This is a genomic window from Kitasatospora sp. NPDC096140 (assembly GCF_040303045.1).
Taxonomy (GTDB): Bacteria; Actinomycetota; Actinomycetes; order Streptomycetales; family Streptomycetaceae; genus Kitasatospora.
In genome coordinates, this window is record NZ_JBEOUW010000005.1 from 121,823 (window position 1) to 134,546 (window position 12,724).

Below are 12,724 nucleotides of genomic sequence, written 5' to 3' on the forward strand. Positions count from 1 at the left end.
GAGACTAGGTTCGCGGTCGGGGCCCTCGAATCAGCCCGATTGATGCATTCCCGGGCCGTGGTCATCCGGAGGATTCAGCGGCGTCATCCCCGTGGATGACGCCGCGCCGTCCGCTTCAGGCGTTGACGGCCGGGCGCTCGGTGGTGGCGATCGTCGCGGAGCCGACGACCCGGGTGCCGTCGTACAGCACCACCGCCTGGCCGGGCGCTATGCCCCGGACCGGGGTGTCCAGCCGGACGCGCAGCTCACCGTCGACCACCGACGCGGAGACCGGCACCTCCTCGCCGTGGGCGCGCAGCTGGGCGGTGTATCGGCCGTCCGCCAGCGGCTCGGTGCCGCACCAGCGGGGGCGGATGGCGGTCAGCCCGGTCACGTCGAGGCCCTCGACCGGGCCGACCGTCACGGTGTTGTTCACCGGCGAGATGTCCAGCACGTACCGCGGCTTGCCGTCCGCCGCCGGGCGGCCGATCCGCAGGCCCTTGCGCTGGCCGATGGTGAAGCCGTACGCGCCGTCGTGCTCGCCGAGCTTGGTGCCGTCGACGTCGAGGATGTCGCCGGTCGCCGTGCCGAGGTGCTTGGCCAGGAAGCCCTGGGTGTCGCCGTCCGCGATGAAGCAGATGTCGTGGCTGTCGGGCTTCTTCGCGACCGCCAGGCCCCGGCGCTCGGCCTCCTCGCGGATGGCGTCCTTGGTGGTGTCGCCGAGCGGGAAGAGCGAGTGGGCGAGCTGGTCGGCGTCGAGCACACCGAGCACGTACGACTGGTCCTTGGCGCCGTCGACGGCGCGGTGCAGCTCGCGGGAGCCGTCCGGGAGGTCGACGATGCGGGCGTAGTGGCCGGTGCAGACGGCGTCGAAGCCGAGCGCGATCGCCTTGTCCAGCAGCGCGGCGAACTTGATCTTCTCGTTGCAGCGCAGGCACGGGTTGGGCGTGCGGCCGGCGGCGTACTCGGCGACGAAGTCGTCGATGACGTCCTCGCGGAAGCGCTCGGCGAGGTCCCAGACGTAGAAGGGGATGCCGATCACGTCGGCGGCCCGCCAGGCGTCCCGGGAGTCCTCGATGGTGCAGCAGCCGCGGGCCCCGGTCCGGAAGGACTGCGGGTTGGCGGACAGCGCCAGGTGGACGCCGGTCACCTCGTGCCCCGCTTCGACGGCGCGGGCGGCGGCGACGGCGGAGTCGACTCCGCCGGACATCGCCGCGAGCACGCGCAGACGGCCGGTGGACGGAGTGGTCGGGGCACCCGGGAAGTCAGTCATGGTGACTACAAGAGTACGTGGCCGCCGAACATGCCCGCCCCGGTAATTCCTACCGCCGCACCGACGCCAGCCCGGCGTTGCGCGCCCGCTGGACGACCGGCCCGATGGCCTCCGCGAGCGCCGTGACGTCCTCCGGCACCGAGGTGTGCCCGAGCGAGAACCGCAGCGACGCGCGCGCCAGCAGCGGATCGACGCCCATGGCGAGCAGGACGTGGCTGGGCTGCGGCACCCCGGCGGTGCACGCGGAGCCGGTCGAGCACTCGATGCCGGCCGCGTCGAGCAGCATCAGCAGTGCGTCGCCCTCGCAGCCGGGGAAGGAGAAGTGGGCGTTGGCGGGCAGCCGGCCGCCGGGCTCCGGGTCGCCGTTGAGCACCGCGTCGGGCACCGCTGCCAGCACCGCCGAGACCAGTGAGTCCCGGAGCCCGCCGAGCAGCACCGCCTGCTCCTCCCGGTGCGCGACGGCCCACGCCGCGGCGGCCGCGAAGCCGGCGGCGCCGGGGGCGTCCAGGGTGCCGGAGCGGACGTCGCGTTCCTGTCCGCCGCCGTGCAGTAGCGGTACGGGCTTGGCGCCGCGGGAGAGCAGCAGCGCGCCGATGCCGAACGGGCCGCCGATCTTGTGGCCGGTGACGGTGAGTGCGGTGAGCCCCGACTCGGCGAAGGAGACCGGGAGCTGACCGAGCGCCTGCACCGCGTCGGCGTGCATCGGGATGCCGTACTCGGCCGCGACGGCGGCGAGTTCGCGCACCGGCTGGACGGTGCCGACCTCGTTGTTGGCCCACATCACGGTGACCAGCGCCACGGACGCCGGGTCCTGCTCGATCGCGGCGCGCAGCGCCTCCGGGTGCACCCGCCCGTACGGGTCCACCGGCAGGTACTCGACGGACGCGCCCTCGTGCTCGGAGAGCCAGTGCACCGCGTCCAGCACCGCGTGGTGCTCGACGGGGCTGCTCAGCACCCGGGTGCGGGCCGGGTCGGCGTCCCGGCGGGCCCAGTAGAGGCCCTTGACCGCCAGGTTGTCCGACTCGGTGCCGCCGCCGGTGAAGACGATCTCGCTCGGCCGGGCGCCCAGCGACTCGGCCAGCGACTCGCGGGACTCCTCGACCACCCGGCGGGCCCGGCGGCCGGCCGCGTGCAGGGCCGAGGCGTTGCCGACCACCCCCAGGTGCGCCGTCATCGCGGCGATCGCCTCGGGCAGCATCGGCGTGGTCGCCGCATGGTCCAGGTATGGCATAACCATCCGATTGTAGAGGGCCGCACCGCGCAGCCCTCCAGGCCTGCGCATCGATCCGGCCATCGCGCGTACGATCCGGCGCGGCGCCGGGCAGTGGTCTGCACCACTGCCGGACGACCGTGTCCGGCACTGGTTTGTACCACTGCACCACCCAGCGGTTAGCCTGACGCCACTTCTCAGCCGGAACCACGGGGGCGCCATGACGCAGTCGGTCGACCGCGCGCTGACCCTGCTCGGCGCGCTCGGCGAGGCACCGCTCTCCCTCGACCAGGCCGCGACCAGCCTCGGGGTGCACAAGTCCACCGCGCTGCGGCTGCTGCGCACCCTGGAGGAGCACGGCTTCGCCCGGCGCCAGCCCGACCTGCGCTACCGGCTCGGCGGCCGGGTGCTGTCGCTGGCCCACCGGGCGCTGGAGGACTTCGACGTCCGGCAGGTGGCCGCGCCGTACCTGGCCGAGCTCAACGCCCGCTGCGGGTTCACCGTCCGGCTCGCCGTGCTGCACGACGGCGAGGTGCTGTACCTGGACGAGGTGGCCGGCCCGGCGGCCGCCGGGCCGTCCCGGATCGGGCGGCGGGCCCCGGTGACGGGCACGGCGGTGGGCCGGGTGCTGCTGGCCGGGCTGCCGGCGGACGGCGTGCCCGAGGAGCCCGAGCTGGCGGCGGTGCGCCGCCGGGGCTGGGCGGCGGAGTCGGCCGAGCACCGGGAGCCGGTGACCTGCGTGGCCGCGCCGGTCGCGGGCAGCGGCGGGCGGACGGTCGCGGCCTGCGCGCTGAGCGCCCCGGCCGCCGAGGTGCCCGCGGCCGAACTCGCCCGGATGGTGCCGGAACTGCTGTGCACGGCCGAGGCGATCTCGCTCGCGTACGGCGGTTCGCCTACTCCTCGCTGGTGCGAGAACCGTTGCGGTGCCAAGCCCGCGGGGCACGCCAGCCGTACTTCAGGGCGAGCATCCGCAGGCCGAAGGCGGTGAGCGCGGCGGCGGTGCCGGTCACGCCGGTGAGCCGGTCCGCGCCGATCAGCACCGCGACCAGGGCGGCGCCCACCAGGGCCGGGACGGCGTAGATCTCCCGGTCCCAGCGCAGTAGCGAGGGGATCTCCCCCGCGAGGACGTCGCGGATCACGCCGCCGCCGGCCGCGGTGACCATGCCGAGCGCGATCGACGCGACCGCGCCGAGCCCGAAGTCGTGCGCCTTGGCGGTGCCGGTGACGCAGAACAGTCCGAGCCCGAGGGCGTCCAGGGTCTGCACGGCGCGGTTGATCCGCTCGACCTCGGGGTGCAGGAAGAACACCACCAGCGCGGCGACGAGCGGGGTCACGAAGTAGCCGAGGTTGGTGAACGCGGCGACCGGGGTCGCCCCGATCACCAGGTCGCGCATGACTCCGCCGCCGAGGGCCGTGACCTCGGCCAGCACACAGATCCCGAAGATGTCCATGTTCTTGCGGACGGCGAGCAGGCCCCCGGAGAGGGCGAAGACGAAGATGCCGATGAGGTCCAGCGACTGCTGCACGTCGGAGGGGAAGATCTGCGAGGTCACCACACAACTATGACTTGTCCGGAATCCTCCCCTCCGCCTGCGGTGTCAGGAGGAGGCTTCCTCCGCTGCCGGCCTGGCGTCCTCCGGGCTGCGCCGGTCGTTCCCCTCGCTGTGCTCGGGGAAGTGGCACGCCACCTGGTGCCCGGTCTTCAGCGCGGTCAGCGGCGGCTCCTGGGTGGCGCAGATCTCCTGGGCCTTCCAGCAGCGGGTGCGGAAGCGGCAGCCGCTGGGCGGGTTGATCGGCGAGGGGACGTCGCCGGTGAGCAGGATCCGCTCGCGCCCGGCGCTCTGGCGGCGGCGCGGGTCGGGGACCGGCACCGCGGACATCAGCGCGTTGGTGTACGGGTGCATCGGGGTGCGGTAGAGCGAGTCCCGGTCGGCGATCTCCACGACCTTGCCGAGGTACATCACCGCCACCCGGTCCGAGACGTGCCGGACCACCGAGAGGTCGTGCGCGATGATCAGGTAGGTCAGGCCGAGCTCCTGCTGGAGGTCGTCCAGCAGGTTGACCACCTGCGCCTGGATGGAGACGTCCAGGGCCGAGACCGGCTCGTCCGCGACGATCATCTTCGGCTTCAGCGCGAGCGCCCGGGCGATGCCGATGCGCTGGCGCTGGCCGCCGGAGAACTCGTGCGGGTAGCGGTTGTAGTGCTCGGGGCTGAGGCCGCACAGCTCCAGCAGTTCCTGGACGGCCTTCTTGAGCCCGCCCGCCGGCACCGCGTCCTGCAGCTTGAACGGCGCGCCGACGATGGTGCCGACGGTGTGCCGCGGGTTCAGCGAGGAGTACGGGTCCTGGAAGATCATCTGGATGTCGCGGCGCAGCGGTCGCATCGCCCCGACGCTCAGGTGGGTGATGTCGGTGCCCTCGAACTCGATCTTCCCGCCGGTCGGTTCGTCGAGCCTGGTGACCAGCCGGCCCATGGTCGACTTGCCGCAGCCGGACTCGCCGACGACACCGAGCGTCTCGCCGGCGTTGACGGTGAAGTCGATGCCGTCGACGGCCCGCACCGCGCCGGTCTGGCGCCGCAGCAGCCCGCTGCGGATCGGGAAGTGCCGGGCCAGGCCGGTCACCTTCAGCAGCGGCTCGCGGTCGGAGGCAGGTGCCGGCGACGGGATCGCCGCCGCCTGGCTCGCCTGAGTGTCCGTCATCGGTTCTCTCCAGAAAGGTGGTACGAGGCCGGGCTCACAGCCGGGGCGCGATCTCTTCGGCGAAGATGCGGTGCCGCTCGTCGGCCGACAGGTGACAGGCCGCGAAGTGCCCGGGCGCCGCCTCGGCCAGCACCGGGAGGTCGCTCGTGGAGCGCCCGTCGGTCAGGGCGGCGTACGCACAGCGCGGGTGGAAGGCGCAGCCCGTCGGCACGTTGATCAGGCTGGGCGGGGTGCCCTTGACCGGGACGAGCCGGTCCTGCAGTTCCCGGTCCAGGCGCGGCATCGAGCCCAGCAGGCCCCAGGTGTAGGGGTGTTCGGGCGCGTCGAAGAGGGTCTCGGCCGGGCCGCGCTCGATGCACTTGCCGCCGTACATGACCAGGATGTCGTCGGCCAGTTCGGCGACCACCCCGAGGTCGTGGGTGATGATGATGACGGCGGAGCCGAACTCCTCCTGGAGGTCGCGGATGAGGTCCAGGATCTGCGCCTGGACGGTGACGTCCAGGGCGGTGGTGGGCTCGTCGGCGATCAGCAGGGAGGGGTCGTTGACCAGCGCCATGGCGATCATCGCGCGCTGGCGCATGCCGCCGGAGAACTGGTGCGGGTAGTCGTCCACCCGGCGGTCGGGCTGCGGGATGCCGACGCGGTCGAGCATCTCGATCGCGCGGGCCCGGGCCTTCTTCTTGTTGGCCTCGGGGTGGTGCACCCGGTAGGCCTCGACGATCTGCTGCCCCACCGTGTAGTAGGGGTGCATCGCGGTCAGCGGGTCCTGGAAGATCATCGCCAGTTCGCGGCCGCGCAGTTGGCGCACCCGGTCCGGGCCGGCCGCGATCAGGTCCTCGCCGTTCAGCCGGATCTCGCCGCTGATGCGGGCCCGCTTGGAGCGGTGCAGGCCCATGATGCCCAGCGAGGTGACGGACTTGCCGGAGCCGGACTCGCCGACGATGCCGAGGGTGCGTCCCTTGTGCAGGTCGAAGCTGACGCCGTCCACCGAGCGGACCAGGCCGTCGTCGGTGTCGAAGTGGATCCGCAGGTCCCGCACGGACAGGAACGGGTCGCCGGACGGTGCGGGAGCGGGAGCGGCGGCTGCCGTGGTCTTCTGGAGCTCGGTCACGAGAGCCTCACCCGGGGGTCGACGAGGGCGTACAGGAGGTCGACCACGAGGTTGCAGGCGACGATGAAGAAGGCGGCGAGCAGGGTGACGCCGAGGATCTTGGGCAGGTCGTTGTCGGAGATCGCCTGGACGGCGAACTGGCCGACGCCCTGGAGCGAGAAGACCTGCTCGGTGATCAGCGCGCCGCCGAGCAGCAGCCCGAGGTCCATGCCGAAGATGGTGACGATCGGGGTGAGCGCGGCGCGCAGCCCGTGCCGGGTGACGACCTTGCGCTCGGCCAGGCCCTTGGCCCGGGCGGTGCGGATGTAGTCCTCGCTCATCGTCTCCAGCATTCCGGCGCGGGTGAGCCGGGCGTAGAGCGCGGAGTAGAGGAAGGCCAGCGAGATCCAGGGGAGGATCAGGTTGCGGGCCCACATCAGCGGGTTGTCGGTGAAGTCGACGTACTGCAGGTTGTCCAGGATCGGCCACTCGTAGCTGAACAGCGTGAGCAGCAGCGCGCCGGTGAAGAAGACCGGCAGCGAGACGCCGGCGAGGGCGACGCCCATGGAGAGCCGGTCGAAGATCGACCGCGGCTTGAGGGCGGAGACGACGCCGGTGGCGACGCCGGAGACCAGCCAGAGCACGGCCGCGCCGATGGCGAGCGAGATGGTGACCGGGATCCGCTTGGACAGCTCGGGCCAGACCTCCAGGTGGTTCTTGAAGGAGTAGCCGAAGCAGGGCACGTGGCAGGTGGCCGGTTCCGGCCCGAACTTGTACTCGGCGCCGCTGACCAGCCCCTTGAGGAAGTTCCAGTACTGGGTGTACAGCGGCTGGTCGAGGCCGAGGTTCTGCTTGACCGCGGCGATCGCCTCGGGTGAGGGGTTCTTCCCGATGTACTGGGCGGCCAGTTGGTCGGCCGTCTCGCCGGCGACGCGCGGGAGCAGGAAGAAGATCGCGAAGGTGACCGCGCTGACGACCAGCAGCAGTAGCACCGCCGCGAAGATCCTGCGGATGATGTAGGCAAACACAGTTGGGCGGCTCCGGCGGCCCGCCGCCGTCCGGGATCTTCCGGACGGCGGCGGGCGCCGCTGCCTTCACCTGCCTTCAGGGATGCGGAGCCAGGCTCTTACTTGGTGGTGCCGATGTTCAGGTAGTCGTACTCACCCGAGAACGCCGGCGTGGAGGCCAGGTTGGTGGCGTTGTCCGGGCGGTACAGGAAGACCTTGAAGTAGGTCAGCGGGACGATGACCGCCTGGTCCATGACCTTCTTGTCGATGTCGCCGTAGATCTTCTCGCGGGCCGCCTTGTCCGGGTTGACGGCGGCGTCGTCGAGCAGCTTGTTGACCGACGGGTCGTCCAGCTGGGACAGGTTGCTGTTGCCGGAGGGCTTGATCGCGCGGCCGTCGACGATCTGCTGCAGGAAGCCGTAGCCGGTCGGCCAGTCGGCACCCCACTGCATCATCATCAGACCGATGTTGTGGTCCTGGGTGAACTGCGGGGCACCGGCGCTGTCGGTCAGGTACTTGCCCTGCGGGTACTGCTGGATCTCGGCGTTGATGCCGACCTTCTTCAGCGCGGCCTGGATCGAGGTGGCCGCGGCGACCTCGGTGGCGCGCTCGGTGCGGGCCGAGATGACGGTGTTGATGCTGTCCTTGCCGCAGGCCTTCAGGGCGTCCTTGGCCTTGGCCTCGTCACCCTTGTTGTCCTTGGTCTCGAACGCGTTGAAGTCCTGGTGGCCCGGGATGTCCGGCGGGAGCACCGTGTTGGCGATCTGGCCGCGGATCGGGCCGCCCTCGGCGGTCTGCACCGAGACCTTGTCGATCGCGAACTGGACGGCCTTGCGGCAGTCGACGTTGTCGAACGGCGCGACCTTGGAGTTGATCGCCAGGTAGACCAGACGGCCGCCGTAGGCGTTGTCGGTGCTGGCCTTCAGCTTCGGGTTCTGCAGGATCTGCGCCTGGGTCTGCGGGTCGACGCCGCCGCCCACCAGGTCGACCTGGGCGTTGCCGGCCAGCAGGTCCTTGTCGATGGTGGCCTGGTCGATGTTCATCTTGAGCACGATCTTCTCCGGAAGCTGCTTCCGGATCGGGTCGGTGCTCTTGTCCCAGTTGGTGTTGGGCACCAGGACGGCCTGCTTGCCGTCCTCGTAGGACTCGAACTTGAAGGAGCCCGAGGACACGATGTGCTTCACGTAGTCGGCACCGGTGTCCTTGGCCTGCGGGACCGGCGCGGTCTGCGGGGCGCTGACCAGGTAGTCGAAGTCCGCGAACGGGTGCTTCAGGTGGAAGACGATCGTGGTGTCGTCCGGCGTCTCGATCGAGTTCAGGCCGCCGGCCTTGTCCTTGTACGGGCCCGCGTACGGCGTGTCGTTGTCGACCAGCAGGTCGTGGAAGTAGGTCGGGCCGTTGGAGTTCACGTCCGGCGCGAAGTTGGAGCGCTCGACGGCGTACTTGACGTCCTTCGAGGAGATCGGGGTGCCGTCGTCGTACTTCAGGCCCTGGCGCAGCTTGTACGTCCAGGTCAGGCCGTCCGCGCTGGGCTGGCCCATCGACTCGGCGAGGTCCGGGACGAGCTTGTTGCCGTCCTCGCCCGCGGCCGGGTTGAAGGTGGTCAGCGGGCGGGCGTACAGGCGCGAGAAGTTGTAGATGTACGCGTAGTACGTGTTGCCCGGGTCGAGCGAGTCCGGGGTGCCCTTCATCTCGAAGGTGACCGTCCCGCCCTTCTTGTCCGAGGCGTTGACGATGTTCTTGGTGGCCGCGTTGGCTCCGCCACCCGATGCGGAGGACGAGTTGTCGTCGCTCTTCTTCGGCGAGCTGGAGCAGCCGGTCACGACCAGGACCGCGGCGGCGGCCGCCGCGGTCAGGGCGACGGTACGGGACCTACGCATGGGAGAGATCAACCCCTTGGGGATGTGGAGGCGGTGGAGGGTCCTGACGCGAAGTCAGCTGCTCGGAGTCAGTTGCTCTTGGGATCGAGGGCGTCGCGCAGCCCGTCGCCGAGCAGGTTGAAGGCGAGCACGGTGATGAAGATCGCCAGACCGGGGACCACCATGTACTGGGGGTCCACCTGGTAGTACCGGATCGCGTCCTGGAGCATCCCGCCCCAGGAGGCCTGCGGGGGCTGGATGCCGACGCCGAGGAAGCTCAGTCCGGCTTCGAAGAGGATGTTGGTCGGGATCAGCAGGGTCGAGTAGACCAGGATCGGACCGACCAGGTTCGGCAGCAGTTCCTTGAACAGGATGAACGGGCCGCGGGCGCCGAGGCTGCGGGCCGCGTGCACGAACTCCCGCTCGCGCAGGGAGAGCGTCTGTCCGCGCACGATCCGGCCCATGTAGGGCCAGTTGAAGAAGCCGATGACGAAGATCAGCACCATGATGTGCAGCGGCAGGCCGTGCAGGCCGAACGCACCGCCCTGCAGCGAGGTCGAGATGGCGATCGCGAACAGCAGCAGCGGGAAGGCCAGGAAGACGTCCATGATCCGGCTGATCAGCGTGTCCACCCAGCCGCCGTAGTAGCCGGCCATGATGCCGAGCACGGTGCCGATGGTGTTGGACAGCACGGTCGCGCCGAAGGCGACCAGCAGGGAGACCCAGGAGCCCTCGATCACACGGGTGAGCAGGTCCCGGCCCTGCAGCGGGTCGATGCCGAGCGGGTGGTCCCCGCTCATGCCGCCCCAGTCGCCGAGCGGCAGACCGCCGAGGTCGGCGTCCAGCAGGTCCTGGTGGAGGGCGTCCGGGTCGAGCCCGAACATCGACTCGATCGGCTTGGCCAGCACGGCGAGCAGGATCAGCAGGATCACCACGACGCCGCCGATGACGGCGGCCTTGTCGCGCTTGAAGCGCGTCCAGGCGATCTGGCCGAGGGAGCGGCCCTCGATCTTCTTGGCCGGGCTCGGGGCGGCGGCTGCCTCCGGCTCGTTCCCGGCGGTGGTCACGGATGCGGTCATGGTCAGTTGGTCCCCTCGCCGACGGTGGCCGGCCCACGGGTGCCGGTCGCCGGCTTCGGCGGTGCGGCTGCGGACGTGCGAAAGCTGTAGGAGGAGCGGGTGTTCGCGACAGTGCTTCGTGCACGGGCACTGTCGCCACGCGGCATGGGCTTCGCGTGGACGAGCGGTCGGCGTGCGCGCTCACCTTTGTGGGGTTCCAGGACGCGCGGTGCGTTGCGCAGAACTCTCTGCCATGCGAACTGGCTTGCGCCAGCCCTGACAACCGACAGATGCCCAACTGTGATCTGCAGGCATGCATCTCCCCGATCTCCGGCATATACCTCTTCACATGGCTGTAACAGGCATGTCAAGATGACCGGACCTCATATCCGGAAATCCGTCCGGAAAGCATCGAAGCCGACTTGATGGACAATCAAGTCGGCTTCGTGGCAAGGATTTCGGGTTTGGCAATCAGCGCCCGGGGTAGCCCGGCCACGGCTGCTGGGGCTGCTGCTGCCAGCCCGGCGCAGGCGCCTGTGTGCCGTACGCCCACCCCGGCGTCGGCTGCCCCGGCATCGACGGCCCCGGGTACGCGGGCGGCGGCACCGGCGGGTACGGACCGGTCGCCGGGCGCCCGGACTCCCGGTCGAAGAACGGCCGCGAGTTGGCGCGCATCCACAGCGCCACCGGGTCGTACTCGTCCGACATCGCCACCGTGGACACCGCGAGCCCCTCCGGGGCCACCGCGATCGCCCGCTGCATCAGGGCGCGCACCGCCTCCACCGCGGGCGGAGAACTCTCGTACAGGTCCAGGCCGATCGCCAGGTACGGCTCCCCCACCGCCGGCTGCACCCAGGCCCGGCGCAGCGCCCGCACCGCGCGCACCTCACCGGCCTGCCGCTCCAGCAGCGCGAAGAACGGCTGCGCGTTGACCTGCGGCTCGCTCAGCTTCAGCGGACCGGCCGGCAGCCGGTCCAGGCCCGCGGCGATCCGCCGCAGGTCGGCCCAGGGCACGCCGACACCGCCACCGGGGGCGTGCGGGTTGAGCCACAGGCCCCAGCGGGTGCGGTACAGCGACGCGGCGATCTCCCGGCCGGAGATGACCTCGTGGGCCCGCGCCCAGCCGGACGCGGCGAGCTGCTCGGGCGAGGTGACGGCCGGCGCGTAGCCGTGGCCGCTGATCTCCATGTTCCCGTACTGCGCGTCCGGACTGCCCGGCGTGCCGTGCCAGAGCAGCATCCAGACCCGGCCGTCCGCCAGCGCGTGCAGCAGTCGCTCGTACGCGTCGTAGCGCTCCGGCGCGACCTCGCGCAGGGCGTGCTCCAACACGCCGGGGTCCGCTCCCGGGTGCCCGGCCGGGGCCTGGCCCCAGGGCCCCGGCGCCCCGCCCGCTCCCGTTCCCGCACTCATGCGCCCACCTCGCCGCGCCTCTTTCCTCGAACCCGCCGGCCCGTCGGCCGTCTGCACGCACCCTATGGCGCGGCACCGGCCACCGCCACGGCGACGTGCCTACGAACGAACCCCGCTCACACCCGCGTGTAGAAAGGCATTACCCGGGTGAGCAGCCACTCGACCACCGGGTCGTCGGCGAGGTCGAGCAGTACGAGGTGGACGCCACCCGGCAGCGGCGCGGTTCCCAGCGCTCGGCCGAGCGCGTCGTTCACCGCGGCCGGCTCGGCCGGGGCCGCCGGATCCAACTGGACGCCCACGAACATCACGGTCGGCTCGCCCTCGATGCTGGCCAGCGCCCGGCGCGCGGTCAACACCCCGGGAAGGGCCGAAAGTTCGGCCCGGCAGGCGGCCAGGAAGTGCTCCGGGTCCTCGCCCGGCACCGGCTCGCGCAACGCCACCCGGCCGCCGGTCGGCGCCGCCGGATCCTCCGCGCCCTCCCAGCGGTCCTCGCGCGGACCGCGGCGCAGCTCGGCCACGCCCTGCGGCGGCACGGGGATGCCCACCGCCGCCTCCGGGTTCACCGCGATGCCCACGCCCAGCGGCAGCCCGCGGGCGAACTCCCAGACCGGCGCGATCGCGAAGGCCATCCCCGGCGCCTGCTGCAGGAACACCTCCTGCGAGGAGAACACCGGCACGTACGGGTCGCCGCCCAGCTCGATGATCGGCAGGTCCAGCGCCTGCCCCTGCGGGTCGGCCCCGGCCGGCAGCGGCACCCACACCTGGCTGCGGGCCAGCACCTCGATCACCCGCGGCGTCGCGCCCGGGTCGCCCATGGCCGCGGTCAGCACCTGCTCCAGCTCGTTGGCCGGCCACGTGCCACCCGACGGTGCCCCCTCGGGACCGCCCCACCCCTGCTGCTGCTCCACCGGGTACCCCATGCGCCGCCGATTCCGCCCTCTGCCGGTCGGCCGCCCTCTGCTGCGCCGACGCGGAGCAGTCTAGGGCCCGTGTTCGGGACGGCGCGGGGTGGTCGGGTCCGCCGTTCCCGCCCGATCCGGTCCCCTCCTCCCGTGTGACCGGGTCCCCTCTCCCTTCCCGGTCCGGGACGTGCCATGATGTGCGCGTCCGACGGCATGCGCCGCGGGCTCCACAAC

Annotated in this window: 11 protein-coding genes; 1 reads left to right on the forward strand and 10 read right to left on the reverse strand. The window is 71.4% G+C overall.

Annotated features, from left to right (window positions below):
• Positions 1–115: 115 nt before the first annotated feature.
• Together mnmA and ABT048_RS06700 are read right to left on the reverse strand one after the other, a co-directional pair.
• Positions 116–1,252: a tRNA 2-thiouridine(34) synthase MnmA gene (gene mnmA / locus ABT048_RS06695; protein WP_350520198.1), complete on the reverse strand. Its 1,137-nt coding sequence runs from the start codon at positions 1,250–1,252 to the stop codon at positions 116–118.
• A 49-nt stretch (positions 1,253–1,301) separates the two neighbouring features.
• Positions 1,302–2,483 (reverse strand): cysteine desulfurase family protein, encoded by a 1,182-nt coding sequence (locus ABT048_RS06700; RefSeq protein ID WP_350520199.1) that lies wholly within the window; start codon positions 2,481–2,483, stop codon positions 1,302–1,304.
• A 199-nt stretch (positions 2,484–2,682) separates the two neighbouring features.
• Here ABT048_RS06700 and ABT048_RS06705 point away from each other — a divergent pair, with 199 nt between their 5' ends.
• Positions 2,683–3,450: an IclR family transcriptional regulator gene (locus tag ABT048_RS06705; protein WP_350520200.1), complete on the forward strand. Its 768-nt coding sequence runs from the start codon at positions 2,683–2,685 to the stop codon at positions 3,448–3,450.
• On the opposite strand, the gene ABT048_RS06710 is transcribed toward ABT048_RS06705, so the two are convergent.
• The 8 genes from ABT048_RS06710 to ABT048_RS06745 all read right to left on the reverse strand — a co-directional run bounded on the left by ABT048_RS06710 (position 3,356) and on the right by ABT048_RS06745 (position 12,508).
• On the reverse strand, positions 3,356–4,015 hold the full coding sequence (locus tag ABT048_RS06710; RefSeq protein WP_350520201.1) for a trimeric intracellular cation channel family protein: 660 nt from the start codon (positions 4,013–4,015) through the stop codon (positions 3,356–3,358). The genes ABT048_RS06705 and ABT048_RS06710 overlap by 95 nt on opposite strands.
• Positions 4,016–4,060: 45 nt before the next feature.
• Positions 4,061–5,164, reverse strand: a complete 1,104-nt coding sequence (locus ABT048_RS06715) for an ABC transporter ATP-binding protein (protein WP_350520202.1) — start codon at positions 5,162–5,164, stop codon at positions 4,061–4,063.
• A 34-nt stretch (positions 5,165–5,198) separates the two neighbouring features.
• Positions 5,199–6,275, reverse strand: a complete 1,077-nt coding sequence (locus ABT048_RS06720) for an ABC transporter ATP-binding protein (protein WP_350520203.1) — start codon at positions 6,273–6,275, stop codon at positions 5,199–5,201.
• Positions 6,272–7,282 (reverse strand): ABC transporter permease, encoded by a 1,011-nt coding sequence (locus ABT048_RS06725; RefSeq protein ID WP_350520204.1) that lies wholly within the window; start codon positions 7,280–7,282, stop codon positions 6,272–6,274. The genes ABT048_RS06720 and ABT048_RS06725 overlap by 4 nt, the downstream gene beginning before the upstream one ends.
• Positions 7,283–7,380: 98 nt before the next feature.
• A complete protein-coding gene (locus ABT048_RS06730; protein ID WP_350520205.1) occupies positions 7,381–9,141 on the reverse strand; it encodes an ABC transporter substrate-binding protein in 1,761 nt (586 codons plus the stop codon).
• Between the two features lie 68 nt (positions 9,142–9,209).
• Positions 9,210–10,199: an ABC transporter permease gene (locus ABT048_RS06735; protein WP_350520206.1), complete on the reverse strand. Its 990-nt coding sequence runs from the start codon at positions 10,197–10,199 to the stop codon at positions 9,210–9,212.
• 450 nt (positions 10,200–10,649) lie between these two features.
• Positions 10,650–11,588 carry an enhanced serine sensitivity protein SseB C-terminal domain-containing protein gene (locus ABT048_RS06740; protein ID WP_350520207.1) on the reverse strand — a complete coding sequence of 313 codons (939 nt, stop codon included), beginning with the start codon at positions 11,586–11,588 and terminating at the stop codon, positions 10,650–10,652.
• A 116-nt stretch (positions 11,589–11,704) separates the two neighbouring features.
• Positions 11,705–12,508 carry an enhanced serine sensitivity protein SseB C-terminal domain-containing protein gene (locus ABT048_RS06745; protein ID WP_350520208.1) on the reverse strand — a complete coding sequence of 268 codons (804 nt, stop codon included), beginning with the start codon at positions 12,506–12,508 and terminating at the stop codon, positions 11,705–11,707.
• Positions 12,509–12,724: the final 216 nt, after the last annotated feature.